The organism is Sphingomonas sp. (assembly GCF_035910975.1).
GTDB lineage: Bacteria > Pseudomonadota > Alphaproteobacteria > Sphingomonadales > Sphingomonadaceae > Sphingomonas.
Genome location: NZ_JAMHWM010000026.1, coordinates 251,836 through 277,458, shown reverse-complemented (window position 1 = coordinate 277,458; position 25,623 = coordinate 251,836). Strand labels below are relative to the sequence as shown.

Sequence of the window (25,623 nt, the reverse complement as noted above, 5' to 3'; positions counted from 1 at the left end):
CGGCCGTTCAGGCCAGGTAGGACGACACCAGAAACACGAGGAAGGCGCCGATCCCCAAGCCATAGAGCGCCGGGACCAGCCGCAGTGCCAGCCGCGTGCTGTCGAGCGGCGGCTTGATGCCCTGGCACATCTGCATCACGTCGGTCTTCCCCTGCAGCGCGAGGATGCCGGACAGCGCCACCGGCAGCGCCGCGAGTCCCATCTGCCACGGCGCCATCCGCGCGCCGAACACCGCCTCGCCAAGCGCCAGGATGCCGCCCAGCGTCGCGACGCTGATCGATGCCATGCTCTTGAAATAGTCGTAGGCGAGCGCCGGCTCGGGCAGTCGCGCGCAGGATGTCGCGTCACCCACCGCGGCCGGCGGGGGGGCGCCTTCCAGGGGCACCAGGTCGTCGCTCACGTCAGCCGACCAGCAACCCCGCCAGCGCCGCCGACATCAGGTTCGCCAGGCTGCCGGCGATCAGCGCGCGGATGCCGAGGCGCGCGATCACCGGGCGCTGGTTGGGGGCTAGGCCGCCGGTCACCGCCATCTGGATCGCGATCGAGCTGAAATTGGCGAAGCCGCACAGCGCGAAGGTGACGATCACGCGGCTGCGGTCGCTGAGCGCCTCGGGCGCGATCTGGCCCAGGTCGATGAAGGCGACGAATTCGTTGAGCACGATCTTGGTGCCGAACAGCCCGCCGGCCGTTCCTGCCTCGTGCCACGGCACGCCGATCAGGAACATGATCGGCTGGAAGATCAGGCCGACGATGCGCTGGAAGCTCAGGTCCGGGTAGCCGAACCAGCCGCCCACCCCGCCCAGCAGCCCGTTGGCGAGCGCGACCAGCGCCACGAAGGCGAGCACCATCGCGCCGACCGCGACCGCCAGCTTTACGCCGGTCTGCGCGCCCTGGGCCGCCGCCATGATGATGTTGGCGGGCCGTTCGCCCTCCTCGAACGTCTCCGCGACGTCGATCGCCTGGTCGCCAACCGGCACGCCGGGCAGCGGCAGTTCGCCCGCCGGCGCAGGATCGTCGGGCATCATGATCTTGGCCATCAGGATGCCGCCGGGCGCCGACATGAAGGCGGCGGCGAGCAGATAGGGGAGCGCGGTCGGCCCGAGCAGCGTGGCATAGGCGGCCAGGATCGTGCCCGCGACGCCCGCCATGCCGACCACCATGATCGTGAACAGCTGCGGCGCGGGAAGGGCGGCCAGATACGGCCGCACGACCAGCGGCGATTCGCTTTGCCCGACGAAGATGTTGGCCGCCGACCCCAGCGATTCGACGCGGCTGATGCCCGTGATCCAGCCGATCGCGCCGCCGACCCAGCGCACCACGCGCTGCATGATGCCGAGGAAATAGAGGATCGAGACGAGCGCTGCGAAGAAGATGATGACCGGCAGCGCGCCGAGCGCGAAGGTGTTGGCGAGTGGATTGGACGCCGCCGGCCCGAACAGGAATTCGGTGCCCTTGTTGGCATAGCCGAGCAGGTTGGACACACCGTGCGCCATCCCCTGGATGCCCGCGCGGCCCCAGCTGGTGTAGAGTACCAGCACCGCTATGCCCGCCTGCAGCGCGAACGCAGCGCCGATCACGCGCGGACGTATCGCGCGGCGGTTGGTCGACAGCGCGAAGGCGATCGCCAGGATCGCAGCCATGCCGGCGATACCGATCAGGTAACCCATTCAGAACCCTCCCGCCGCGACGCCCCCCGCGCCGCCCCATGGCGAAGCACGTGAACATACACGGCGACGCGGCGCGGGCTAGGGTGGAATTGTCGCTCGCCCCGCCCCGCCTTGCGGAGTGGGCTGGCCCGCCCTCTCAAAACCACTTCCCACCCCATGAAAACCCGCTAGCGTCGCGGCGATGGAACCCACGCCCACCGCCCCGCGCGCGATGCCGATGTCGCTGTTCGTCTTCTCGCTGTTCTACGGCGGGATGGTCTGCATCGCGGGCGTGCTGGGCAACAAGCAGGTGGCACTCGGGCCGCTGGCGGTGGAGGCGGGCATCTTCGCGTTCCTCCTGCTGGTCGTCACGTCGAGCGCCGTGGCCGAACTCCACGGCCAGACCTGGGCCAACCGCCTGGTGCGGATCGGCTTCGCGCCGCTGATCGCCTCGATGCTGCTGACCTGGGGCGTGCTCGCGCTGCCGACCTCGCCCGAAATGGCGCCCGACCGCAAGGCGGCCTTCGAACTCATGCTGGGATCGACGTGGCGCATCTGGCTCGCCGGGATCATCGCCTACGGCGTGTCGCAGACGCTGAACGTCACGATCTTTTCGTGGCTGAAGGGACGCGAAGGCGGCAAGCTGCTGTGGCTGCGATCAGCGATCGCCGGCGTGCTCAGCCAGATCGTGGACACGCTGCTGTTCATCGGCATCGCCTTCTACGGCGTGTTCCCGATCGCCGAGCTGCTGGTCGGCCAGATGATCGCCAAGGTCGTGCTGTCGGCGGTGCTGGTACCCGTCCTCATCTACCTCGCCGTCGGCCTGGGCCGCAAACTGGACGGAACGCCCACGCCCGCGTAATCGCGGCTCCCATGAATCAGCCGGCTTCCGATCACGCCCCCTCGCCCGCGATGCTCGCCAAGGCGGAGACCCTCACCGAGGCGCTGCCCTACCTCCAGCGCTACACCGGCAAGACCTTCGTCGTGAAATACGGCGGCCACGCGATGGGCGATCCCGAGCTGGCGCGCGATTTCGCCGAGGACGTGACGCTGCTCAAGATGGTCGGGATCAATGTCGTGGTGGTCCACGGCGGCGGCCCGCAGATCGGCGCGATGCTGAAGCGGCTGGGCGTCGAATCGCGCTTCCACGACGGCCTGCGTATCACCGACAAGGTCACCGCCGAGATCGCCGAGATGGTGCTGGCCGGATCGATCAACAAGGAAATCGTGTCGTGGATCGCCGCCGCCGGCGGCCGCGCGGTCGGCATCTCTGGCAAGGACGCCGGGCTGGTCCGCGCCGAGAAGGTGACGGGGCGCGAGGCCGATCCGCTGCAGGGCATCGAGCGCCATGTCGACCTGGGCTTCGTCGGCGAGCCCGCGCGGGTCGACGCGACGATCCTCACCAGTCTGGGCGCGCAGGGCTTCATCCCGGTCGTCGCCCCGATCGCGCTGGGCGACGATGGGCATACCTACAACGTCAACGCCGACACGATGGCCGGCGCGATCGCCGCAGAGTTGCGCGCGGCCCGCTTCTTCCTGCTCACCGACGTGCCCGGCGTGCTCGACAAGAACAAGCAGCTGCTGACCGACCTGAAGCCCGCCGACATCGCCGGGCTGCGCGCCGACGGCACGATCACCGGCGGCATGATCCCCAAGCTGGAGACGTGCGTGGCGGCGGTCGAGGGCGGGGTGGATGCCGCCGTCATCATCGACGGCCGCATTCCGCACGGCATGCTGCTGGAGATTTTCACCGAGCGCGGCGCGGGCACCTTGGTCCGGCGCTGATCGGGTGCTATATGCGCATAATACAGATACAGGAATGACGCGGTGCTGACAGTTCTTCAGATCATCCAGATCCTCCTCAACGTCGTGTGGTGGATCATCATCGTCCAGGTGATCCTGGGGTGGCTGATCGCGTTCAACGTCATCAACACCTCCAACGATCTGGTCCGCAACGTCTGGAATGCGCTCGGGGTCCTGACCGAGCCGATCTATCGCCCGATCCGTCGGGTGATGCCCGATCTGGGCGCGCTGGACCTGTCGCCGATGGTCGTGCTGATCCTCCTGGCGATCCTGAACGTCGTCATCAACAACCAGATCGCGGCGCTCTACGTCGGCGCCTGACGCGTTCGTCCTGCGCGACGACGGCATCGTCCTGACCCTGCGCGTCACCCCGCGATCGTCGCGGGAAAGGCTGGCAAAGGGGCGCGAGGGCAGTTTCGCCGCGCGGGTGAACGCGCCGCCGGTGGATGGGGCGGCCAATGCCGCGGTGATCGCGCTGGTCGCCAAAAGCTTCGGCGTCCCCAAACGCGCGGTGACGATCCTGTCGGGCGAGACGTCGCGCGACAAGCGCGTGCATGTCGCCGGCGATCCGCAGGCGCTGGCGCCGATCGCCGCGGCGCTCTATGGGCCGGCGCCATGAGCGCAAGGATCATCGACGGAAAGGCCGCCGCCGCGCGGCTGAGGGAGCGGGTGGGCGAGTTCGCCGCCGCTTTCGAGGGCACGGCGGGCCGCAAGGCGGGGCTGGCGGTGGTGCTGGTCGGCGACGATCCGGCATCGGCGGTCTATGTGAGATCCAAGGGCAAGGCGACGCTCGCCGCCAACATGACGAGTTTCGAACACCGCCTGCCCGCCGACACGACCGAGGACGCGCTGATCGCGCTGGTCGACACGCTCAACGCCGACCCGGCGGTGGACGGCATCCTCGTCCAGCTGCCGTTGCCCAGGCACATCCGCGAAGCCGCGGTGCTGACGCGGATCGACCCCGACAAGGATGTCGACGGCTTCCACCCTGTCAACGCCGGCCGGCTGGCGACGGGGCTGAACGGCTTCGTGCCCTGCACGCCGCTCGGGTGCCTGATGCTGCTCAAGGACGAACTGGGCGACGTGTCCGGCAAGGACGCCGTCGTGATCGGCCGGTCGAACATCGTCGGCAAGCCGATGGCCGCGCTGCTGACCGCCGCCTCCGCCACCGTCACGCTCGCCCATTCGCGCACCCGTGACCTGCCCGGCCATGTCGCGCGCGCGGACATCGTTGTTGCCGCCGTCGGCATTCCGCATTTCGTCAAGGGCGAGTGGCTGAAACCCGGCGCGACGGTGATCGACGTCGGCATAAACCGCACCGACGACGGGCTGGTCGGCGATGTGGACTTCAACGGCGCGGCGAGCGTCGCCGGCGCGATCACGCCGGTGCCGGGTGGGGTCGGCCCGATGACGATCGCCTGCCTGCTGCGCAACACCCTGGTCGCCGCGCATCGCAACGCGGGTGTCGCGCTGGACAAGGACGCGATCTGAGGTGATCGAACTCTATATCTCCGCGCTCGTCACCTTCTTCGTGGTGATCGATCCGCCAGGCTGCGCGCCAATCTATGCCGGGCTGACCAGCGGGGCGTCGCCGGCGCACGTCCGCGCGATGGCGGTGCGCGCGGTGTTCGTGGCGACGATCATCCTGCTGGTCTTCGCGCTGTTCGGCGAGGCTTTGCTCAAGGCGCTGGGCATCGGGCTCGACGCATTCCGCATCGCCGGCGGGATCATGCTGTTCCTGATCGCGCTCGACATGGTGTTCGAACGCCGCACCCAGCGCCGCGAGGAGCGCGCGGAGAAGGTCAAGGGCACGCCCGAGGTCGAGGACGTCTCGATCTTCCCGATGGCGATGCCGATGATCGCCGGGCCGGGATCGATCGCGTCGGTGATGCTGTTGATGTCGCGCAGCCAGGGCCTGCCGCAGTCGCTGGTCGTGCTGGCGGCGCTGGGCACCATCCTGTTGCTGACACTCGTCGCGCTGATCGCTGCGGGTCCGATGATGCGCGTGCTGGGCGCCAAGGTGGAGACGGTCATCACCCGCCTGCTCGGCGTGATCCTGGCCGCGCTCGCCGCGCAGTTCGTGATCGACGGCGTCCGAGCGAGCTTCGCGGGTTGACGCACGCGGACCCGGTCCGTCACCCTCGCGCGTACACGTAACGCTTATCCAAACAAGGCACCCATGCAGCTCGTCATCGTCGAATCGCCCGCCAAGGCAAAAACCATCGAGAAATATCTGGGCGGCGATTACCGCGTCCTCGCCTCCTACGGCCATGTCCGCGACCTGCCGGCCAAGGACGGGTCGGTGAACCCCGACGACGGGTTCGCGATGGAATGGGAAACCTATGCCGATAAATCGAAGCAGCTGAAGGCGATCGCCGACGAGGCAAAGAAGGCCGACCGGCTGATCCTGGCGACCGACCCCGACCGCGAGGGCGAGGCGATCAGCTGGCACGTCCAGGAAGTGCTCCGGAACCGCAAGGTGCTGCCCGCAGACGTCGAACGCGTTACCTTCAACGCGATCACCAAGCCCGCGATCCTGGCCGCGATGAAGGCCCCGCGCGAGCTGGATACCGACCTGATCGACGCCTATCGCGCGCGCCGGGCGCTCGATTATCTGGTCGGCTTCACCCTGTCGCCGGTGCTGTGGCGCAAGCTGCCCGGCGCGAAATCGGCGGGCCGCGTCCAGTCGGTCGCGCTGCGCCTGATCGTCGAGCGCGAACGCGAGATCGAGGTGTTCCGCCCGCAGGAATATTGGTCGGTCGAAGCCGCATTCGAACAGGACGGCACCACCTTCACCGCGCGGTTGACGCAGTGGGAGGGCAGGAAGCTCGACCGGCTGTCGATCGGCGACGAAGGCACCGCGAACCGCGCCAGGGCCGATGTCGAGGCCGGGCGCTTTTCCGTCGCCCGCGTCGAAACCAAGCCCGCGACGCGCAACCCGCCGCCGCCGTTCACCACCTCGACGCTTCAGCAGGAGGCCGCACGCAAGCTCGGCTTCTCGGCCAGCCACACCATGCGCGTGGCGCAGGGCCTCTACGAGGACGGCGCGATCACCTATATGCGGACCGACGGCGTCCAGATGGACGGATCGGCGATCGATGCCGCGCGCAAGGCGGTGATCGAGCGCTACGACGGCGGCTACGTCCCCGACAAGCCGCGCCAGTACCAGACCAAGGCGAAGAACGCCCAGGAAGCCCACGAGGCGATCCGGCCCACCGATTTCGGTCGCGATCGCGCCGGATCGGGGGACCATGGCCGGCTGTACGAGCTGATCTGGAAGCGCGCGCTGGCCAGCCAGATGGCGGCGGCGCGGATGGAACGCACCTCGATCGAGCTGGAGGACGGCACCGGCAAGGCGGTTCTCCGCGCGACCGGCCAGGTCGTGCTGTTCCCCGGCTATCTCGCGCTCTATGAGGAAGGCCGGGACGATCGCGTTGTTGGCGGCTCTGGCCAACAAGCCGACGCCGCTGACGACGAGGACTCGCGCCGCCTGCCGCACCTGAAATCCGGCGACGCGCCGGCCAAGAAGGGCGTCGCCGCCGAACAGCATTTCACCCAGCCGCCGCCCCGCTTCTCCGACGCGTCGCTCATCAAGCGGCTGGAGGAACTCGGCATCGGCCGTCCGTCGACCTATGCCTCGATCATCGATGTGTTGAAGGACCGCGGCTACGTCCGGCTGGAGAAGAACCGCTTCTTCGCGGAGGAAAGCGGCCGGCTGCTCACCGCCTTCCTCGAACGCTTCTTCGAGAAATACGTCTCCTATGATTTCACCGCCGGGCTGGAGGAGGAACTGGACGACGTATCGGGCGGCCGCGCCCAGTGGCAGGCGGTGCTCGACGCCTTCTGGCGCGATTTCAAGCCGCGCACCGACGAGGTGAAGGATCGCCAGCCGAGCGAGGTGACAGCCGCGCTCGACGAATTCCTCTCGGACTATCTGTTTCCGCCGAAGGATGACGGCAGCGATCCCCGCGCCTGCCCGAGCTGCGGCGACGGCCGGCTGAGCCTGCGCGGGGGCCGCTTCGGCGCGTTCGTCGCCTGCTCCAACTATCCCGAGTGCAAATACACCCGCCGCTTCGCGCAGCCGGGCGGCGCGGAGAGCGGCGATACCGGCCCGGAGGAGCTCGGCAAGGACCCGGAAACCGGCCTGCCTGTCGAGCGCAAGTCGGGCCGGTTCGGCCCCTATATCCAGCTCGGCGAGGGCAAGGACGCGAAGCGCGCGTCGATTCCCAAGGATATCGGCGAGCTGGATCTGGAATGGGCGCTCAAGCTGCTCAGCCTCCCGCGCGAGATCGGCGTGCACCCCGAAAGCGGGAAAACGATCACCGCCTCGATCGGCCGCTATGGCCCCTATCTGGCGCATGACGGCAAGTACGCACGCCTCACCTCGACCGCCGAGGTGTTCGAGACCGGCATGAACGCCGCCGTCGTCAAGCTGGCCGAGGCGGCGGCGAACGGCGGCCGTCCGGCGCGCGGCGCCGCGCGCGAGCCGCTGAAGGTGCTGGGTAAGCATCCGCGCACCGAGGCGGAGATCAGGCTGATGGAGGGCCGCTACGGCGCCTATGTCACCGACGGCGAGACCAACGCGACCCTGCCCAAGGGGCTGGAAAAGGACGCGCTGACGCTGGAGGAAGCCGCGCAGTTGATTGACGCGCGGGCGGCGGCGGCACCGGCCAAGAAGGGCCGAAAGAAGCCGGCGGCGAAGAAGGCCGCGCCAAAGAAGAAGCCGGCGGCGAAGAAGGCTTGAGGCAAATCCGTTCGGGCTGAGCTTGTCGAAGCCCTGCATTGCCTTCGCACCGCGCATGCCGCGCGGGAGAGGAAGGGCAGCACTTCGACAAGCTCAGTGCGAACGGGTTAGGGATCAGGAGGCCGTGTCAGGCCGCCGCGCGGGCCATCCCGCCGAGCCAGGCGCGTGCCGCCTTCTGCGCCTCGATGATTTCGCGCGCGGACATCTCGTCGGCGATCTCCGCGCGGCATTCCTGCGCGCGGGTGTTGCCGGCGATCGCCGCCAGGTTGAACCATTTGTGCGCCTCGACCAGGTCGATATCGACGCCTTCGCTGCCGCTCGAGAACACCATGCCTAGCTCGTAATAGGCGCCGGGATTGCCCCGCGCCGCGTCGCGCAACCGGCTTTCCATCAGGAACGTCGCACTCTTCAGACTGCTGCCCATGTTCCATACCCCCAATTTCAGTGAGGGCAGGTTTGGCGACCAAATGTAAGGGAATGGTTAACGCTGTTAACCGTGTTCGTTCACCGCGACATTGTCGATCAGGCGCGTGCCGCCGATCCGCGCAGCCGCAAGCAGCCGGCGGGAACGATCGGGTCGCGGCTCACCCAGGGTTTCCGCGTCGACCAGTTCGACATAGTCGACTTCGAAGCCGGCGGCGGTCAGGCTGTCGCGCGCGGTCGCGAGGGCATCGGCCACGTCGCCGCCCTTTTCGATCGCGGCGGCGGCCACGCCCAGCGCGCGGGGCAGCGCCACCGCGCGGACGCGATCTTCGTCATCAAGATAGATGTTGCGCGAGGACAGGGCCAGGCCGTCGTCGTCGCGCTGCGTGGGCACTCCCCGGATGTCGATGCCGAAATCCAGATCGGTCGCCATGCGGCGGATCACCGCAAGTTGCTGGAAATCCTTCTCGCCGAACAGTGCGATATCGGGACGGACCTGGTTGAACAGCTTTGCGACGACCGTCGCGACGCCGTCGAAATGGCCCGGCCGCATCGCCCCGTCCAGGCCGTCGCTGACGCCCGAGACGGACAGGTTGGTCGCGAAACCTTCGGGATAGACCTCTTCCACGGCGGGCAGCCACAACAGGTCCACCCCGGCATCCGACAGCATCCGCGCATCCGCCATCTCCCTGCGCGGATAGCGGCCCAGATCCTCGTTCGCCCCGAACTGCCTGGGATTGACGAAGATCGACGCCACCACCCGCTTCGCCGCCAGCCTCGCCTCTGCCACCAGGGCCATGTGGCCGGCGTGGAGCGCGCCCATCGTCGGCACCAGCGCGATATCCTCTCCGGCGGCACGATATGCGGCAAGCGCGGGTCGGAGGTCGCTTACGCGACGGATGGTTTGCACGGTGGAAAGCCCTTCGATACAGCGAGGAGGCAGCCTTTAGGCGCGCGGGATTCTCCGATCAACAAACTAAGGATTGTCGCCGCCTTGGCCGACGCAACGCACAGCCCTCACCTCATCGTCTTCGCCAATGAAAAGGGCGGCACGGGCAAATCTACCACGGCCGTCCATGTCGCGATCGCGCTGGCGGTGCGCGGCGCGCGTGTCGCCGCGTTCGACCTTGACCATCGCCAGCGCACCATGGGGCGTTACCTCGACAATCGGGCCGCGACGCAGAAGCGCACCGGGCGCGAACTGGTGACGCCGGTCCACGCCACGCACGACGGGGAAAGCGACGATTTCTTCGCAGAGACGCTCGACCGGCTGAGCGCGGGCGCAGATTATCTGGTGATCGACACGCCGGGCCGCGACGATCGGTTCGCACGGCTGGCGGCGACAGGCGCCGACACCCTCGTCACCCCGATGAACGACAGCTTCGTCGATTTCGACCTGATCGGCCAGGTCGATCCCGACAGTTTCAAGGTGACGCGGCCGAGCTTCTATTCCGAACTGATCTGGGACGCGCGCAAGACGCGTGCCCGCGCCGACGGCGCGACGATCGACTGGGTGGTGCTGCGCAACCGGCTCCAGCATATCGAGGCGCGCAACATGCGCCGCGTGTCGGAGGCGATCGAGCAGCTTTCCAAGCGCGTCGGCTTTCGCGTGATCCCCGGACTCAGCGAGCGGGTGATCTATCGCGAGTTGTTCCCCTCCGGCCTCACCATGCTCGATTCAAAGGAGTTCGGCGGCATGGGATTGAGCCACGTCGCCGCGCGGCAGGAACTGCGCGAGATGATGTCCGGCCTGGCGCTGCCCGAACCGGTGATGCCGCTGTTCGCCGCATGAAGCTCGCCGCATGATCCTGAAGCTGCTGGTCGCTGCGGTGCTGGCCTATGGCGCATGGCGACTGTGGCACGGTTTCGGGCGACCGATGCCGGGGACGCCCAAGCCGCCGCCAGTGGTGCCCTTGCCGGCCGTGCTACTGGCCGATGGCGAGGCGCGGCGCATCCTGGGCGTCGCTGCGGACGCCGATGCCGACATGATCCGCGCCGCGCACCGCCGCCTGATCGCCAGCGTGCATCCCGACCGCGGGGGATCGGAGGAACTGACCCGCCAGGTCAACGCCGCCCGCGACACGCTGCTGCGCGGCGAATGAAACTTACCTCGCCCTGGCGCTTTGGGCGGTCGGGGCCAGCACAGCCGAAAGGGATTTCCTCGTGACGCATCGCTTCGATCCGACCAGCTTGCGCGAATATGACATCCGCGGGATCGTCGGGAAGACGCTCGGCCCCGACGACGCCCGCGCGATCGGACGCGGTTTCGCCACGCTGGTGCGCCGCGCCGGCGGCACCCGCGTGGCGGTGGGGCGCGACGGCCGCATGTCGTCGCCGGTGCTGGAGGCCGCGCTGGTCGAGGGGCTGACCGCGTCGGGCGTGGACGTCGTCCGCATTGGCCTCGGCCCCACGCCGATGCTCTATTATGCCGAGGCGACGCTAGAAGTGGATGGCGGCATCCAGATAACCGGCAGCCATAATCCCGCCGACTACAACGGCTTCAAGATGGTGCTGCAGCACCGCCCGTTTTTCGGCGAGCAAATCCAGCAACTCGGGGCGATGGCGGCGGACGGCGACTGGGAGGACGGCGCCGGCACGGTCACCGACGCCGATATCGAGGATGATTATGTCGGCCGGCTGTTCGCGGGCTATGCCGGCGGCACCTACCGGATCGGGTGGGACGCGGGAAATGGCGCGGCCGGCCGCGTCATCGAAAAGCTCGTGAAGCTGCTGCCTGGCGAGCACCACACGCTTTTCACCGACATAGACGGCAATTTCCCCAACCATCATCCCGATCCGACCGAGGAAAAGAACCTTACCGACCTGAAGGCGCTTGTCGCCGACAAGCAGCTCGATTTCGGACTGGCTTTCGACGGTGACGGCGACCGGGTCGGGGCGATCGACGGCGAAGGCCGCGTGATCTGGGGCGATCAGCTTCTGTCCATTCTGGCGGTACCTGTCCTGCGCAAGGCGCCCGGCGCGACGATCATCGCCGATGTGAAGGCGTCGCAGATGCTGTACGACCGCATCGCCGAACTGGGCGGTCAGCCGCTGATGTGGAAGACCGGCCACAGCCTCATCAAGACCAAGATGAAGGAGACCGGCAGCCCGCTGGCCGGCGAGATGAGCGGCCACATCTTCTTCGCGCAGGATTATTACGGGTTCGACGACGCGCAATATGCCGCCGTCCAGCTCATCAACGCGGTGCACCTGATCGGCAAGCCGATGACGCAGATCAGGGGCGAGATGCCGGCGTTCGTCAACACGCCCGAAATGCGTTTCCAGGTCGATGAATCCCGCAAGTTCGCAGTGGTCGACGAAGTGCTCGACCGGCTGGAGGCCGAAGGCGCCGACGTGGACCGCACCGACGGAGCGCGGGTGAATACGGCCGACGGCTGGTGGCTGCTGCGCGCGTCGAACACCCAGGACGTGCTGGTCGCCCGCGCCGAGGCGAAGGACCAGGCCGGGCTCGACCGGCTGATGGCGCAGATCGACGCGCAACTGGCGGCAAGCGGGCTGGAGCGCGGGCCGCAGGCGGGGCATTGAAGAAGAGCGGGTTCAGAGAAGGCGCGAAGGCGCGAAGGAAAGATTTTCGCGCAGAGGCGCAGGGCGCGCGGAGATGAAGGGCGTGCCGCGACAGCGGCTCTGCATCATCAAGCGCCTCTGGCAGATGGGTTTCGCTGGCGCGAAACGACGCGGCAGGCGAGACACCTCCGCGCCCTCTGCGCCTCTGCGCGAACAAACCGCCTTCTTCTCTTCGCGCCTTTGCGCCTTCTCTGAACCACCCTTCTTTCCTCTTCCCGGCAAAAACCCCACATGAAGCCCATGCGCCCCACCCCCAGCATCGTCCGCGTCATCGACCTCGAGACCACCGGCAACGCCCCGCCGCAGCATGCGGTGGTGGAGATCGGCTGGCAGGACGTGGCGCTGGGGCCGGACGGGCGCTGGGAGCTGGAGGGCGAGGGCGGGCACCTGCTGGTCAATCCGGGCCGCCCCATCCCCCCGCTGACGATGGCGGTGCATCATATCCGCGACGAGGATGTCGCCGACGCGCGGTACTGGCACGATGTCGCGCGGCCGGTGCTCGATCCATGGCCGCGCCGGGTGGCGCTCGCCGCCCACCGCGCAAGCTTCGAGGAACAGTTCTGCACCTCGGCGCTCACCCACGGTAACCAGTGGATCTGCACCTGGAAATGCGCACTGCGCCTCTGGCCCGACAGTCCCGGTTTCTCGAACCAGATGCTGCGCTACTGGCGCAGGCCCGACGGGCTCGAGCATGAGCGCGGCCTTCCCGCACACCGCGCCTTCCCCGATGCCTATGTAACCGCGCACCACCTGCGCGACCAGTTGAACGAGGCGTCGGTCGCACAACTGATCGAATGGTCGGCGGCCCCCGGCCTGCTGCCGCGCGTGCGCTACGGCCCCGATCGCGGCAAGGAGTGGCGCGAGATCGACAACGAGAGCCTGGCCGGTTTCCTGACCGATCGCGACCCGGACATCCGGTTCACGGCGGAGACCGAACTGGCACGGCGTCGGGGCGGCGGCGAGATCGGGCGCGCATCCGCGCAGGAGCTCCTACTCTAAATCATTGCAATATCGTAATCTTCCCCTAATGGGAAGTCGTGGCCTGGGGTGTATCGACCGTCATCCGCGACGACGATCGCGCGCTGCGCCGGCTGCTGCTCGGCGCGATGGCGCTGGGCTTCATCGCATTGCTGATCGTGGCATGGGCCGCGTGGTCGAACAGCGAGCGCAATCTGCGCTACAGCGCGATGGTCGATCATACCTATCAGGTCCGCGACGCACTCTCGACGTTCCAGGTTTCGCTCGAACAGTCGGAAACCGCGCGTCGCGGCTATTTGCTCACCGGCCAGCCGCTGTTTGCGGAGACCTATCGCACCAATGCCGGGCGGCTTGCCGACGAACTCGACGCGATCGAGTCGCTGACCCTCGACAATCCCGTGCAGGTCGATGCGGTCGCACGCATCCGCCGGTTGATGACGCGGGTGCAGGCGGAACGGGACCGTTCGGTCGAACTTGTCCGTAACGGCGATGCGGCCTTCGCGCGGCGGATGTTCGATTCCGGCACCACGGTGATCGGCATGCGAGCGATCCGCGCCCGGCTGAGGGCGATGGAGGCAAACGAATCCACGCTGCTCTATGAACGCAGCGCCGACCAGCGCGACAGCATGAACGACTTCCTGTTCATGCTGGGCGTCGCCGGCCTGCTGGTCGTCGTCGTCGCCGCCGTCTCGTTCGTGACCGTGTTCCGCTTCACCCGCGACATCGCGGCATCGCGGGCGGCGCTCACCCGGATGAACGACACGCTGGAGGAACAGGTCGCCGAACGCACCGCCGACCTCGCCCTCGCCAACGAGGAAATCCAGCGCTTCGCCTATATCGTCAGCCACGACCTGCGATCGCCGCTGGTCAATGTGATGGGCTTCACCGCCGAGCTGGAAGCCGGCACCCGCACACTCGGCGAACTCGTCGAGCGGGCCGAGGCCGAAGCGCCCGCCATCGTCAGCGAGGAGGCCCGACTCGCCGCGCGGGAAGACCTGCCCGAAGCGATCAGCTTCATCCGTACCTCGACGCAGAAGATGGACCGGCTCATCAACGCGATCCTCAAGCTGTCGCGCGAGGGCCGCCGGATCATCACGCCCGAGCCGATCGACATGACGGCTCTGGTGGACGGCATCCGCGAGACGCTCCAGCACCGGCTCGACGAACAGGGCGGCGAGATCGTGGTCCGCGGCGCGCTGCCCGGCATCGTCAGTGACCGGCTGGCGATCGAACAGGTGTTCGCCAACGTGATCGAGAACGCGGTCAAATATCGCCATCCCGACCGCGCCGTCAGGATCGTCGTGAGCGGCCGCGTGGACGGCGCGCGTGCCCGGTTCGACATCGCCGACAACGGGCGCGGCATCGCCGCCACCGATCACGCCCGCGTATTCGACCTGTTCCGCCGATCCGGCACCCAGGACCAGCCCGGCGAGGGCATCGGCCTCGCCCATGTCCGCGCCTTGACCTACCGCCTGGGCGGGACCATCGATGTCGCCTCCATGCTCGGCGAGGGCGCGACCTTCCGTATCAACCTGCCGCTCCAGCTCACAGAAACCCAGGGGACGCCCGCATGAACGCCCACCAATCCGTCACCATCGTGATGATCGAGGACGACGAAGGCCATGCCCGGCTGATCGAGAAGAATATCCGCCGCGCCGGGATCCTGAACGACATCAAGCATTTCACCGACGGGACGAGCGCGCTGGACTATATGTTCAACCATGCCGAGGGGCCCGCGCTGAACGGACCGGCGCTGATCCTGCTCGACCTCAACCTGCCCGACATGAGCGGCACCGATATCCTGGCCAGGGTGAAGGCCGAAGGATCGGCGATCAAGCGCACCCCCGTCGTCGTGCTGACCACCACCGACGACAAGGTGGAAATCCAGCGTTGCTACGATCTCGGCTGCAACGTCTACATCACCAAACCGGTGAACTACGAGAATTTCGCGCAGGCGATCCGCCAGCTGGGCCTGTTCCTGTCGGTGATCCAAGTGCCCGATCCGGAGGTCCAGTGAGCGCGCGCATCCCCGCGATCCTGTACATTGATGACGACGAGGGCCTGCGCCGGCTTGCCGAGCGCGGACTGAAGCGCCGCGGGTTCGACGTCACGCTGGCGGCAACCGGCGAGGACGGTATCGCGCTCGCCGCGTCGCGCCGTTTCGATCTGGTGACAGTCGATCATTACATGCCCGGCCTCGACGGGCTGGAGACGCTGAAGCGGTTGCGCGCGCTGCCGACCGCGCCGCCGGTGATCTACGTCACGGGGTCCGAGGAAGGGCGCGTCGCGATCGCCGCGCTGCGCGCGGGGGCGGTCGATTATGTGGTGAAGTCGGTCGGCGAGGATTTCCTCGACCTGCTCGCCAGGGCGATCGAGAACGAACTCGCCCGCGTCGAACTGTCGCGCGGCAAGGACGCCGCCGAATGGGAATTGCGCGCGAGCCACAGCCGGCTCGAGGCGCTGCTGCGCGAGGTCAACCACCGCGTCGCCAATTCGCTGCAACTCGTCTCGGCCTTCGTCCGCCTGCAATCGAGCGCGATAGAGGACGCGCAGGCCAGGGCCGCGCTGGAGGATACCCAGCGTCGCATCGCCGCGATCGGATCGGTCCACCGCCGGCTCTACACATCGAACGATGTCGAGGGTGTCGAGCTGAGCGAATATCTGGCGGCGCTGGTCGGCGAACTGGCCCAAAGCTGGTCGAATACGTTCAACATCACGCTGCTCGCCGACAAACTGCGCGTGCCGACAGATCGCGCGGTGTCAATCGGCGTGATCGTCAACGAGCTCGTCAGCAACGCCTGCAAATACGCCTATGAGGATATGGGCGGCGGCGAGATCCGCGTGCTGCTGAGGAAGCGGGACGGCGAGACGTTCGAGCTGGCGGTCGAGGACGACGGCGTGGGCATGACCGACGGTGCGCCGAAGGGCACCGGGCTCGGCACCAAGCTGGTCCGCACGATGGCGCAGAGCCTGCAGTCGGCGGTCACATACGAGCCGCGCGACCCCGGCCTGCGCGCGTCGCTGGTCGCCCCGCTCAACTGAGCGGGGCGGCGGCGCGCGGCACAATCCCGGCGCGCAGCACGCGCAGGACATTGCCGCCCATCACCCTGGCGATCTCCGCGTCGGTGAAGCCGCGATCGATCAGCGCCTGCGTCAGCACCGCGAGCCGCGCGGTGTCGAACCCGGTCGTCACCGCCCCGTCGAAGTCCGATCCCAGCCCGACATGGCCGATCCCGACAAGGCGGCGGACATGGTCGATCGCGGCGGCGATCGCCTTGGGATCGGTCGAACAGATCGCGCCGTCCCAGTAACCGATTCCGACGACGCCGCCGGTCCGCGCGACGCCGCGGATCTGCGCGTCGGAAAGGTTGCGGTTCACCTTGCACGTCGCCTGGACGCCGCCGTGGCTCGACACCACCGGCCGGGTCGCGCGCGCGAGTATCTCGTCGACCGCCGCAGGGCTGGCATGGGCGATGTCGATCACCATCCCCAGCGCTTCCATCCGCGCCAGCACCTGCCGCCCCAGCGGAGTCAGGCCGCCCTTCTCGCGCCCGTGCATCGATCCCGACACGTCGTTGTCGAAGAAATGCGCGAGGCCCGCCATGCGAAATCCCGCCGCGTGCAGCCGGTCGAGATTGGCGATGTCGCCCTCGATATCCTGCAATCCCTCGATCGACAGCATCGCGCCGACCGTGCGCGCGCCCTTTGCGCGGGCGGCCAGCAACGCGTCGAGATCGGCCGGGGTGGCGATCACGCGCATCCCGCCGTCCGATGCCGCGGCGGCGCGGCGAAGCTTCTCGGCATGCCAGAGCGACCGCTGGAGCAGCGACGTCCAGGTGCGCGGCGGCTGCATCTGCGCGATCGTCAGCAGCGTGATATTGTCGCTGTCGCCGTCGTTCCCGTCATAATTCTGCCCCTTGGGCGTCTTCGTCACCGACGAGAAGATCTGGAGCGCGACATTGCCATCCTGCAGGCGCGGCAGATCGACCTGCCCGCGATCTGCACGCTTCAACAGGTCGCGCGACCACAGCAGGGTGTCGGCGTGCATGTCTGCGATGCGGAGCCGTGCGTGCAGCGCCTGCGCGCGCGGCGATACGGCGGGCAGCGGAGCCTCGACGACCTTGTTCATCGACCGCTCGACCATGCCGGGCGCGAGGGTGAAGAACAGCGCGGCGGCGAGGAGCGCTAATGCCGTTACGACTGCAAAGTATCGACCGCGCAACCTATGCTACCAGCGATATTCCTGACAACGTAGAATGTTCCAAACGGCGACGCGAAGGCTCTCTAAAGGTTTCTATCGTACGCGCTCTAAGATCCTTAATACGAGAACTATCTCGAGCTACATACTCAACAATTTTATAATCGGCTTCATCACCGGCACTATTTGCAACTCCCTCGTGAAGAACTTTCCTAATCCACAATTCGTTATTGTTAACATCAATTGGGTTGAAAAAAGTATCGGCGTCCGGAACGGACTTATCAATATAGGTTACGAGATAACGATCAACATACGGCGCAAATTGCCCGTACATCATAGCGCCACCAATAACATAAATGTCTTTACGTGAGCGTGCTAATTTGTCGGCAAGTGCTAGCGCTTCTGGGATGCTCCCACTGGAGCGGCAGGTCGCAGTCTCCGGAAAAAGGGCAAAGCCGTGTGTCACCACAATATTCTCGCGGTTTGGTAGACATCCTCCTAAAGAATCTCGCGTGCGCCGCCCCATGATTACGACGTTCCCGGATGTAGTGCTGCGGAAAAACGTCATATCGCTTTTCACGCGCCAAGGCAGACGATTGCCCGCCCCGATAGCTCCTTCTCGAGCCACAGCTACGATGGAAGTCAATCGCCGCATAACGCACACACCCCTGACGGCCGACTCGCATATGAGGCCGAGCTTGGGAATCCCTGTGACAAAAAATCGTTGCGAATATCTCTGTGCGATGCGGCGGGATAGCATGTGGATAAGGCAGGTCGAGCTAGCGATTATTGTTAGTTATGAGGTCATTCGGCCAGCCCTTTGAGCCGGTAGAGCGCCTCCAGCGCATCGCGCGGCGAGAGTGCGTCGATGTCGAGCGCCGCGAGTTCGGCGCGCAGGTTGTCGACCGCCTCCTCCTCGGCCTCCATCGCCGCGGCGAACAGCGGCAGATCGTCGAGCCCCGCGGCCAGACCGCCAGTCTTCGCGCGGCCCGCCTCCAGCTTGTCGAGCACCGCCTTGGCGCGCTTGATGGTGACGGGCGGCAGCCCCGCCAGCCGCGCAACCGCCAGGCCGTAGCTGCGATCCGCCGGCCCTTCCGCGACCTCGTGCAGCAGCACCAGATCGCCCTTCCATTCGCGCGCGCGCACGTGATGGAGGGTCAGCGCGTCGCAGCGCTCCGCCAGCCGCGTCAGCTCGTGGTAATGTGTCGCGAACAGGCAGCGGCAGCGGTTGTCCTCGTGGATCGCCTCGACCACCGCCCAGGCGATGGCGAGGCCGTCGTAGGTCGAGGTGCCACGCCCCACCTCGTCGAGGATCACGAAGCTACGGGGGGTCGCCTGGGCGAGGATTGCCGCCGTCTCGACCATCTCGACCATGAAGGTCGATCGCCCGCGCGCCAGATTGTCCGACGCGCCGACGCGGCTGAACAACCGATCGATCAGCCCCAGTGTCGTAGATGTCGCGGGCACGAAACTGCCCGCCTGCGCCAGCACCGCGATGAGCGCATTCTGGCGCAGAAAGGTGGATTTGCCGCCCATGTTGGGGCCGGTGACGAGCCACAGCCGCGAGCTTTCCGACAGCGCGCAATCATTGGCCACGAACCGCCCGCCCGATTTCGCGACCGCCGCCTCGACCACCGGATGCCGCCCGCCGGTCACCTCGAAACAGGCGTGGTCGACCAGTACCGGCCGCGCCCAGCCGCCCTCGGCCGCACGCTCCGCGAAACCGGCCGCGACGTCGATCCGCGCGAGCGCGTCGGCGGTATCGGCGATCGCCTCGCGGCGGGCGAGCGCGGTCGCGGTCAGATCCTCCAGGTGCGCCGCCTCGGCCGCGAGCGCATGGGCACCGGCCTGGCCGACCTTCACCGCCACCTCGTGCAGTTCGGGGGCATTGAACCGCACGACACCCGCCAGCGTCTGGCGGTGGGTGAAACCGCTGTCGGCGGCCATCAGCGGGTCCGCGACCCTCGCCGGCACCTCGATATGATAGCCGAGCACGCCGTTGTGACGGATCTTCAGCGCCGTGATGCCGGTGCCGCCGCGATACTGCGCCTCCAGCGCGGCAATTGCGCGGCGACCGCCGGCGCCCGCATCGCGCAGGTCGTCCAGCGCCGCGTCATGGCCCGTGGCGATATAGCCGCCCTGCGCGGCGTCGATCGGCGGCATCGGCACCAGCGCGCGCTGGAGCAGGTCGATCAGCTCGCCATGCCCGCGCAGTCGCGGCGCGAGCGCGGCCAGCAGCGGCGGGGCGGCGGCGATCTTGCCAAGCCGCTCGCCGAGCCGCCACGCGCCATCCAGCCCGTCGCGCAACTGGCCGAGATCGCGCGGGCTGCCGCGCCCCGCCGCCAGCCGCCCCAGCGCGCGGCCGATATCAGGCAGCGCGCGCAAGGCCGCGCGGACGCTCTCCCGCAGCCCGCCATCGTCATGGAAATGCGCCACCGTCGCCAGCCGCGCCTCGATGGCCGCGCGGTCCATCAACGGCGCCGCAAGATCCTGTCCCAGCAGCCGCGCGCCGGCCCCCGTTACCGTGCGGTCGATCGCGTCGAGCAGTGAACCCGCGCGGCTTCCCGCCTGCGACACCGTGATCTCCAGGCTCTCGCGCGTCGCCGCGTCGATCGCCATCGTACCGTCGGACCGCAGCACGCGCGGCGGTCGCAGGAACGGCAGCGCGCCCTTCGCAGTATGGTCGAGATAGGCGACCAGCCCGCCCGCCGCCGCCAGCCCCGCGCGGCTGATCGCGCCGAAGCCGTCGAGGGTCGCGACGCCGTGCAGCCGCTTCAGCCGTTCTTCCCCCCGCGCGCTGTCGAAATCGCCGCGCGGGCGCCACGAGGTGGCGTCGACGTCAGCCCCATCGGCAGCAACGACCTCGGCCGCCCCCAGTCGGGCGAGTTCGGCGCTCAAAGCGACGCGACTCGTCTCGATCACCACGAAATCGCCGGTCGAGATATCCGCTGCCGCCACCGCGACGCCGCCGCCGCCCGACTCGCCGACGGCGGCGCACCAGTTCGAACTGCGCGAATCGAGCAGCGCCTCCTCGGTCAGCGTCCCCGCCGTCACCACGCGGACGATCGCGCGGCCGACCAGCGCCTTGCTGCCGCGCGCCTTCTTGGCGGCCTCCGGCGTCTCGGTCTGTTCGGCGATGGCGACGCGGTGCCCGGCCTTGATGAGCCGCTGGAGATAGGCGGTCGCGGCATGCACGGGCACGCCGCACATCGGGATCGGCGCGCCTTCGTGTTCGCCACGCGCGGTCAACGCGATGTCGAGCACCCCGCTCGCCACCTTCGCATCGTCGAAGAACAGCTCGAAGAAATCGCCCATCCGGTAGAACAGCAGGCAATCGGCGGCATCCGCCTTGAGCGCCAGATACTGCGCCATCATCGGGGTCGGGGCGGTAGCCATGGAGCCAGCGGCCTAGCCGAGCGCGGGCGGCGGGTGAAGCGTCATGCTTTGTGTGGATTCATGCACAGTCCGCGGCGCGATCCATAACGGCAGGGTGGTTTCCCTCGCGGAACCCATGGTTCCCTAAACGCGCGACACCCCCTAAGGAGGGACGCAGGCGAGGAGAGGAAGCGAATGTCCGAAGAAGCGCAGTCCAACGTCCAGTTCTCCGACCGCGAAGCGCTGCGCTTCCACTCCGAAGGCCGTCCCGGCAAGATCGAGATCGTCGCGTCCAAACCGATGGCGACGCAGCGCGACCTGGCGCTGGCCTATTCCCCCGGCGTCGCGGTGCCGGTGCAGGCGATCGCGGACGATCCCGCCACCGCCTATGATTATACCGCCAAGGGTAATCTGGTCGCCGTCATCTCCAACGGCACGGCGATCCTCGGCATGGGAAACCTTGGCGCGCTCGCCTCCAAGCCGGTGATGGAAGGCAAGGCTGTCCTCTTCAAACGCTTTGCCGATGTCGATGCGATCGACATCGAACTGAAGACCGAGGACGTCGACCGGATCATCGACGCGGTCGAGCTGATGGAGCCGACGTTCGGCGGCATCAACCTGGAGGACATCAAGGCCCCCGAATGCTTCATCATCGAGCAGACGCTGCGCGAGCGCATGAACATTCCGGTCTTCCACGACGACCAGCACGGCACCGCGATCATCACCGCCGCCGGACTCATCAACGCCTGCCTGCTGACGGGGCGCAGGCTGGATGAGGTGAAGCTGGTGGTGAACGGCGCCGGCGCGGCGGCGATCGCCTGCACCGAACTCATCAAGGCGATGGGCGTGCGCCCGGACAATGTCCTGATCTGTGATCGCAAGGGCGTGATCCACCGCGACCGCGACGACGTGAACCAGTGGCAGTCGGCGCACGCCGTCGCCACCGACCGGCGCAGCCTGACCGAGGCGCTGGTCGGTGCCGACGTGTTCCTCGGCCTGTCGGCGGCCGGCGCGCTGAAGCCGGAAATGGTGACCGACATGGCGCCGGCCCCGATCATCTTCGCGATGGCGAACCCCGAACCGGAGATCCGCCCGGAGCTGGCGAAGGCCGCGCGTCCCGACGCAATCGTCGCGACGGGCCGGTCGGACTATCCGAACCAGGTCAACAACGTGCTCGGCTTCCCCTTCATCTTCCGCGGCGCGCTCGACGTGCGGGCAACCGGCATCAACGACGCGATGAAGATCGCCGCGGCCAAAGCGATCGCCGAACTGGCTCGCGAGCGGGTGCCCGAGGAAGTCGCCGCCGCCTATGGCGTCCGCCACGTGTTCGGTCCCGAATATATCATTCCCGCTCCGTTCGATCCGCGACTGATGGAGATGGTGTCGGCCGCCGTCGCCCAGGCCGCGATGGATTCGGGCGTCGCGACCAAGCCGATCGCGGACATGGACGCGTATCGCCAGTCGCTGCGCGCGCGGCTCAATCCGACAACGGCGGTGCTGACGCTTGCCTATGAGGGCGCGCGCGCCCATCCCAAGCGGGTGCTGTTCGCCGAAGGCGAGGAGGAAGTCGTGCTGCGCGCGGCCATCGCCTTCAGGGAAGGGGGCTATGGCACGCCGGTGCTGGTCGGGCGCGACGACGTCCTTGATCGCCTGCGCGCGCTGGGCGTCACCGATCCCGAAAGCTACGAGGTGCACAACAGCCGCACTTCGAAGCTAGTGCCGCAGATGGTCGACTTCCTCTATAAGCGGCTGCAGCGCCGTGGCTATCTGCGCCGCGACGTCGAGCGGATGATCAACCAGGATCGTAACACCTTCGGCGCGACCCTGCTCCAGCTCGGCGAAGCCGACGCGATGATTACCGGCATCACCCGCACCTATGCGCACGCGATGCGCGAAGTGCGCCGGGTGATCGATCCCGCCGGCGCGCGCGTGCCCTTCGGCATCCACATCCTCGTCGGCCAGAGCCACACGGTGTTCATGGCCGACACGACGATCAACGAGCGTCCTTCGGCGGAGGAACTCGCCGACATCGCCGAACAGACCGCGGCGGTCGCCCGGCGCATGGGGCATGAGCCACGCGTCGCGTTCCTCAGCTATTCGAACTTCGGCAATCCCGAAGGCAACTGGCTGGAGAATCTGCGCGGCGCGGTGCGCGTGCTCGACGAGCGCAATGTGCAGTTCGAATATGAAGGGGAGATGTCGCCCGACGTCGCACTCAACCCGCGCCAGCTCGCCAACTACCCGTTCGCGCGCCTCTCCGGCCCGGCCAACGTGCTCGTCATGCCGGGGCTGCAGTCGGCCAATATCTCGGCCAAGCTGCTGCGCGAGCTGGGCGGTGACACGATGATCGGACCGATGCTGATCGGGATGGAAAAGCCCGTCCAGATCGCCCCGATGACCTCGACTGCCAGCGAACTGGTGACGCTGGCGGTACTCGCGGCAGGCGGCGTCGCGCGGTAAACTGAAATGACGCCCTGGCTCCTGTCACTGGCATGCCTGCTGCTGATCGTCCGCGCGGTCATATCGTCCGATGGCTGGTGGTGGAGAGGCGTTGCGGTTGCGCTGGCGCTGATCGGCCTGGCGTCCAATCGCATCTTGTTCGCCTCCGGGGGGCTCCATCTTCTCGCGAATCTGGCGCCGGCGGCGTTCCTCTTGCTGTGGGGCATCCGCTCGCGGGATGGAGCGGTCCTGCGGTCCCTGTCCATCCTGATCGGCGCCGCCGGTTTCCTGCCTTTCGTCCTGCTGGCCGGCGCCATGAGTTTGTGGGCCCGCTGAGCCACGGCACCGGAACGGATCCGGCCGGCGGTGCTGGCGGCAGCGCGCAGTGACGGTCAGCCGTCTATGCTAGCACCCAGCGCAGCGTGGACCAGGCCGCCGTCGACGGTGATCGTCTCGCCCACCACATAGTCGCCCGCACGGCTGGCGAGGTAGATGGCGGCGCCCGCCATGTCCTCGTCCACGCCGATACGCTGTGCGGGGATCGCGCGCGCCACTTCGCCGCCATGGTCGCGCGCGGCCTTGTTCATCTCGCTGGCGAAGGCACCCGGCGCGATCGAGGTGACGTTGATCGCGTCGCGGATCAGCCGCGCCGCCATCCGCTTGGTGAGGTAGATCAGCGCCGATTTGGACGCATGGTAGCTATACGTCTCCCACGGGTTCAACCGCTGGCCGTCGATCGAGGTGATGTTGATGACCTTGGCCGGGCGGGCGCGTGATCCTGCCGCCTTGAGCGCTCCGTGCAGCGCCTGCGTCAGGAAAAACGGCGACTTGACGTTCAGGTCCATCACCTTGTCCCAGCCGCTTTCCGGGAACTCGTCGAGGGGGGCGCTCCAGGCGGCGCCCGCATTGTTGACGAGGATGTCTAGCCGGTCCTCATGCTCGGCGAACTGCGCGGCCAGCGCCTTGCAGCCGGCGACAGTCGACACGTCCTGCGGCAGCGCGATGCAGTTCGGCCCCAGCTCTTCCGCGGCCGCGAAACAGGCGTCGGCCTTGCGCGACGAGATATAGACCTTCGCCCCCTGTGCGATGAAACCCGCGGCGATCATCTTGCCGATGCCGCGCGACCCGCCGGTGACAAGGGCGACGCGACCGTCGAGGCGGAAGAGGGCGGAGGTGTCCATGTCAAATCTCCATAGTCGTCGCCCCTGCGGAAACGGGGGCATGGTGCGGCCAGAGGCCCCTGCTTCCGCAGGGGCGACGGATCGGGAATCACCCCCCGCGCTTCAGTGTCTCGCGGGCGATGATGATCTGCTGGATCTGGCTGGTGCCTTCGTAGATGCGAAACAGCCGGACGTCGCGGTAGAGGCGTTCGATGCCATAGTCGGCGATATAGCCCGCGCCGCCGAAGATCTGCACCGCGCGGTCGGCGACGCGGCCGACCATTTCCGACGCGAAATATTTGGCCGCCGCCGATTCCATCACCACATCCTTGCCCGCATCCTTGGCGGCGGCGGTTTCGAGCACCATCGCGCGGGCGACCAGCGCCTCGGTCTTCGAATCGGCGATCATGGCCTGGATCAGCTGATGCTCGGCGATGGCTTTTCCGAACTGCTTCCGCTCGGTCGCATAGGCGACGCAATCGGCGATCAGCCGCTCGGCGACGCCGACGCACACCGCCGAGATGTGCAGCCGCCCGCGATCGAGTACGCGCATCGCGATGCGGAACCCCTCGCCCTCTGCGCCCAGTCGGTTGGCAGCGGGCACGGCGACGTCGTCGAAGATCACGTCGGCGACCTTCGCACCCTTCTGGCCCATCTTCTTCTCAGGGTGCCCGATCGAGACGCCCGGCAGGTCGCGGGGCACGAGGAAGGCGGAGACGCCGCGCGCACCGGGATCGTCGCCGGTGCGCGCCATCACGGTGAACAGGTCGGCCTTGTCGGCGTTGGTGATGAAACGCTTGGTGCCCGACAGGCGGTAGACGTCGCCGTCCCGCACCGCCCGGGCCTTCACCGCACCGCTATCCGATCCCACGTCGGGTTCCGTCAGCGCGAAGCTGGTGACCACCTCGCCGCTGGCGATGCGTGGCAGCCATTCCGCTTTCTGGTCCGGCGTGCCCGCCATCACCAGACCCTGCGAGCCGATACCGACGTTGGTGCCGAACGCCGAGCGGAACGCGGGCGTGGTGCGCCCCAGTTCGATCGCGACCCGCGCTTCCTCCGACATGGTCAGGCCGAGCCCGCCATGGTCCTCGGCGATCGACAGGCCGAACAGGCCCATCGCCTTCATCTCGTCGATCACGTCCTGCGGGATGGCGTCCTCGGCCTCGACCTGTGCTTCGAGCGGGCGGAGCCGTTCGGCGACGAAGCGGCGGATGTGGTCGAGCAGCGCGTCGAAGGTCTCGGCGTCGAGGGCCATTGCGGCATCCGCTCCTT

The 25,623-nt window shown here is 67.6% G+C and carries 25 protein-coding genes; 16 read left to right on the top strand and 9 right to left on the bottom strand.

The features are described from left to right. Positions 1 to 7: 7 nt before the first annotated feature. Both VYI76_RS05865 and VYI76_RS05860 read right to left on the bottom strand, forming a co-directional pair. The gene (locus tag VYI76_RS05865; protein WP_326523821.1) at positions 8 to 400 is read right to left on the bottom strand and encodes a hypothetical protein; all 393 of its coding nucleotides are present in this window, start codon (positions 398 to 400) and stop codon (positions 8 to 10) included. A 1-nt stretch (position 401) separates the two neighbouring features. Further along, on the bottom strand, positions 402 to 1,667 hold the full coding sequence (locus VYI76_RS05860; protein WP_326523820.1) for a NupC/NupG family nucleoside CNT transporter: 1,266 nt from the start codon (positions 1,665 to 1,667) through the stop codon (positions 402 to 404). Between the two features lie 181 nt (positions 1,668 to 1,848). Here VYI76_RS05860 and VYI76_RS05855 point away from each other — a divergent pair, with 181 nt between their 5' ends. From VYI76_RS05855 to topA, 7 genes are all read left to right on the top strand, one after another. Continuing rightward, positions 1,849 to 2,508 (top strand): queuosine precursor transporter, encoded by a 660-nt coding sequence (locus VYI76_RS05855; protein WP_326523819.1) that lies wholly within the window; start codon positions 1,849 to 1,851, stop codon positions 2,506 to 2,508. An 11-nt stretch (positions 2,509 to 2,519) separates the two neighbouring features. Continuing rightward, positions 2,520 to 3,431 carry an acetylglutamate kinase gene (gene argB / locus VYI76_RS05850; protein ID WP_326523818.1) on the top strand — a complete coding sequence of 304 codons (912 nt, stop codon included), beginning with the start codon at positions 2,520 to 2,522 and terminating at the stop codon, positions 3,429 to 3,431. Between the two features lie 42 nt (positions 3,432 to 3,473). After that, on the top strand, positions 3,474 to 3,770 hold the full coding sequence (locus tag VYI76_RS05845; protein ID WP_326523817.1) for a YggT family protein: 297 nt from the start codon (positions 3,474 to 3,476) through the stop codon (positions 3,768 to 3,770). Between the two features lie 10 nt (positions 3,771 to 3,780). After that, the gene (locus VYI76_RS05840) at positions 3,781 to 4,068 is read left to right on the top strand and encodes a DUF167 domain-containing protein (RefSeq protein WP_326523903.1); all 288 of its coding nucleotides are present in this window, start codon (positions 3,781 to 3,783) and stop codon (positions 4,066 to 4,068) included. Continuing rightward, complete coding sequence (gene folD, locus VYI76_RS05835) at positions 4,065 to 4,940, top strand: bifunctional methylenetetrahydrofolate dehydrogenase/methenyltetrahydrofolate cyclohydrolase FolD (protein ID WP_326523816.1); 876 nt, start codon at positions 4,065 to 4,067, stop codon at positions 4,938 to 4,940. The genes VYI76_RS05840 and folD overlap by 4 nt, the downstream gene beginning before the upstream one ends. A 1-nt stretch (position 4,941) precedes the next feature. Next, positions 4,942 to 5,565: a MarC family protein gene (locus VYI76_RS05830; RefSeq protein WP_326523815.1), complete on the top strand. Its 624-nt coding sequence runs from the start codon at positions 4,942 to 4,944 to the stop codon at positions 5,563 to 5,565. A 63-nt stretch (positions 5,566 to 5,628) separates the two neighbouring features. After that, positions 5,629 to 8,193, top strand: coding sequence for a type I DNA topoisomerase (gene topA, locus VYI76_RS05825; RefSeq protein ID WP_326523814.1), 2,565 nt, complete (start codon positions 5,629 to 5,631; stop codon positions 8,191 to 8,193). Between the two features lie 127 nt (positions 8,194 to 8,320). Here the strand turns inward: topA and VYI76_RS05820 are convergent, their stop codons facing one another. Both VYI76_RS05820 and panC read right to left on the bottom strand, forming a co-directional pair. After that, complete coding sequence (locus VYI76_RS05820; RefSeq protein WP_326523813.1) at positions 8,321 to 8,617, bottom strand: hypothetical protein; 297 nt, start codon at positions 8,615 to 8,617, stop codon at positions 8,321 to 8,323. A 66-nt stretch (positions 8,618 to 8,683) separates the two neighbouring features. Next, a complete protein-coding gene (gene panC / locus VYI76_RS05815) occupies positions 8,684 to 9,526 on the bottom strand; it encodes a pantoate--beta-alanine ligase (RefSeq protein WP_326523812.1) in 843 nt (280 codons plus the stop codon). A gap of 84 nt (positions 9,527 to 9,610) precedes the next feature. On the opposite strand from panC, the gene VYI76_RS05810 reads away from it, so the two are divergent. The 7 genes from VYI76_RS05810 to VYI76_RS05780 all read left to right on the top strand — a co-directional run bounded on the left by VYI76_RS05810 (position 9,611) and on the right by VYI76_RS05780 (position 16,221). After that, complete coding sequence (locus tag VYI76_RS05810; RefSeq protein WP_326523811.1) at positions 9,611 to 10,408, top strand: division plane positioning ATPase MipZ; 798 nt, start codon at positions 9,611 to 9,613, stop codon at positions 10,406 to 10,408. Positions 10,409 to 10,418: 10 nt separating this feature from the next. Further along, a complete protein-coding gene (locus tag VYI76_RS05805; RefSeq protein WP_326523810.1) occupies positions 10,419 to 10,718 on the top strand; it encodes a J domain-containing protein in 300 nt (99 codons plus the stop codon). Positions 10,719 to 10,779: 61 nt separating this feature from the next. Next, positions 10,780 to 12,162 carry a phosphoglucomutase/phosphomannomutase PgmG gene (pgmG, locus tag VYI76_RS05800; protein ID WP_326523809.1) on the top strand — a complete coding sequence of 461 codons (1,383 nt, stop codon included), beginning with the start codon at positions 10,780 to 10,782 and terminating at the stop codon, positions 12,160 to 12,162. 279 nt (positions 12,163 to 12,441) lie between these two features. Then, positions 12,442 to 13,200 carry a 3'-5' exonuclease gene (locus VYI76_RS05795; protein WP_443018905.1) on the top strand — a complete coding sequence of 253 codons (759 nt, stop codon included), beginning with the start codon at positions 12,442 to 12,444 and terminating at the stop codon, positions 13,198 to 13,200. A gap of 38 nt (positions 13,201 to 13,238) precedes the next feature. Further along, the gene (locus VYI76_RS05790; RefSeq protein ID WP_326523807.1) at positions 13,239 to 14,753 is read left to right on the top strand and encodes a sensor histidine kinase; all 1,515 of its coding nucleotides are present in this window, start codon (positions 13,239 to 13,241) and stop codon (positions 14,751 to 14,753) included. Then, the gene (locus VYI76_RS05785; protein WP_326523806.1) at positions 14,750 to 15,196 is read left to right on the top strand and encodes a response regulator; all 447 of its coding nucleotides are present in this window, start codon (positions 14,750 to 14,752) and stop codon (positions 15,194 to 15,196) included. Before VYI76_RS05790 ends, VYI76_RS05785 begins: the two co-directional genes overlap by 4 nt. Further along, positions 15,193 to 16,221: a sensor histidine kinase gene (locus VYI76_RS05780; RefSeq protein ID WP_326523805.1), complete on the top strand. Its 1,029-nt coding sequence runs from the start codon at positions 15,193 to 15,195 to the stop codon at positions 16,219 to 16,221. The genes VYI76_RS05785 and VYI76_RS05780 overlap by 4 nt, the downstream gene beginning before the upstream one ends. On the opposite strand, the gene VYI76_RS05775 is transcribed toward VYI76_RS05780, so the two are convergent. From VYI76_RS05775 to mutS, 3 genes are all read right to left on the bottom strand, one after another. Further along, positions 16,214 to 17,401, bottom strand: coding sequence for a dipeptidase (locus VYI76_RS05775; protein WP_326523804.1), 1,188 nt, complete (start codon positions 17,399 to 17,401; stop codon positions 16,214 to 16,216). The two genes, VYI76_RS05780 and VYI76_RS05775, sit on opposite strands and share 8 nt — an antisense overlap. Position 17,402: 1 nt before the next feature. Continuing rightward, positions 17,403 to 18,023, bottom strand: coding sequence for a dihydrofolate reductase (locus tag VYI76_RS05770; RefSeq protein WP_326523803.1), 621 nt, complete (start codon positions 18,021 to 18,023; stop codon positions 17,403 to 17,405). 158 nt (positions 18,024 to 18,181) lie between these two features. Beyond that, positions 18,182 to 20,752, bottom strand: coding sequence for a DNA mismatch repair protein MutS (gene mutS, locus VYI76_RS05765; protein ID WP_326523902.1), 2,571 nt, complete (start codon positions 20,750 to 20,752; stop codon positions 18,182 to 18,184). A gap of 195 nt (positions 20,753 to 20,947) precedes the next feature. On the opposite strand from mutS, the gene VYI76_RS05760 reads away from it, so the two are divergent. Then, the gene (locus tag VYI76_RS05760) at positions 20,948 to 23,212 is read left to right on the top strand and encodes an NADP-dependent malic enzyme (protein ID WP_326523802.1); all 2,265 of its coding nucleotides are present in this window, start codon (positions 20,948 to 20,950) and stop codon (positions 23,210 to 23,212) included. A gap of 6 nt (positions 23,213 to 23,218) precedes the next feature. Then, positions 23,219 to 23,527, top strand: a complete 309-nt coding sequence (locus VYI76_RS05755) for a hypothetical protein (RefSeq protein WP_326523801.1) — start codon at positions 23,219 to 23,221, stop codon at positions 23,525 to 23,527. Between the two features lie 56 nt (positions 23,528 to 23,583). Here the strand turns inward: VYI76_RS05755 and VYI76_RS05750 are convergent, their stop codons facing one another. Together VYI76_RS05750 and VYI76_RS05745 are read right to left on the bottom strand one after the other, a co-directional pair. Continuing rightward, on the bottom strand, positions 23,584 to 24,372 hold the full coding sequence (locus VYI76_RS05750) for an SDR family oxidoreductase (RefSeq protein ID WP_326523800.1): 789 nt from the start codon (positions 24,370 to 24,372) through the stop codon (positions 23,584 to 23,586). Positions 24,373 to 24,460: 88 nt separating this feature from the next. Beyond that, the gene (locus VYI76_RS05745) at positions 24,461 to 25,606 is read right to left on the bottom strand and encodes an acyl-CoA dehydrogenase family protein (protein WP_326523799.1); all 1,146 of its coding nucleotides are present in this window, start codon (positions 25,604 to 25,606) and stop codon (positions 24,461 to 24,463) included. Positions 25,607 to 25,623: the final 17 nt, after the last annotated feature.

Bases quoted from the DNA above. Each gene is read 5' to 3' on its own strand.
- VYI76_RS05860 (WP_326523820.1), bottom strand. From the start codon at position 1,667: ATGGGTTACCTGATCGGTATCGCCGGCATGGCTGCGATCCTGGCGATC.
- VYI76_RS05855 (WP_326523819.1), top strand. From the start codon at position 1,849: ATGGAACCCACGCCCACCGCCCCGCGCGCGATGCCGATGTCGCTGTTC.
- argB (WP_326523818.1), top strand. From the start codon at position 2,520: ATGAATCAGCCGGCTTCCGATCACGCCCCCTCGCCCGCGATGCTCGCC.
- folD (WP_326523816.1), top strand. From the start codon at position 4,065: ATGAGCGCAAGGATCATCGACGGAAAGGCCGCCGCCGCGCGGCTGAGG.
- topA (WP_326523814.1), top strand. From the start codon at position 5,629: ATGCAGCTCGTCATCGTCGAATCGCCCGCCAAGGCAAAAACCATCGAG.
- VYI76_RS05820 (WP_326523813.1), bottom strand. From the start codon at position 8,617: ATGGGCAGCAGTCTGAAGAGTGCGACGTTCCTGATGGAAAGCCGGTTG.
- VYI76_RS05805 (WP_326523810.1), top strand. From the start codon at position 10,419: ATGATCCTGAAGCTGCTGGTCGCTGCGGTGCTGGCCTATGGCGCATGG.
- VYI76_RS05795 (WP_443018905.1), top strand. From the start codon at position 12,442: ATGCGCCCCACCCCCAGCATCGTCCGCGTCATCGACCTCGAGACCACC.
- VYI76_RS05785 (WP_326523806.1), top strand. From the start codon at position 14,750: ATGAACGCCCACCAATCCGTCACCATCGTGATGATCGAGGACGACGAA.
- mutS (WP_326523902.1), bottom strand. From the start codon at position 20,752: ATGATGGCGCAGTATCTGGCGCTCAAGGCGGATGCCGCCGATTGCCTG.
- VYI76_RS05760 (WP_326523802.1), top strand. From the start codon at position 20,948: ATGTCCGAAGAAGCGCAGTCCAACGTCCAGTTCTCCGACCGCGAAGCG.
- VYI76_RS05755 (WP_326523801.1), top strand. From the start codon at position 23,219: ATGACGCCCTGGCTCCTGTCACTGGCATGCCTGCTGCTGATCGTCCGC.
- VYI76_RS05750 (WP_326523800.1), bottom strand. From the start codon at position 24,372: ATGGACACCTCCGCCCTCTTCCGCCTCGACGGTCGCGTCGCCCTTGTC.
- VYI76_RS05745 (WP_326523799.1), bottom strand. From the start codon at position 25,606: ATGGCCCTCGACGCCGAGACCTTCGACGCGCTGCTCGACCACATCCGC.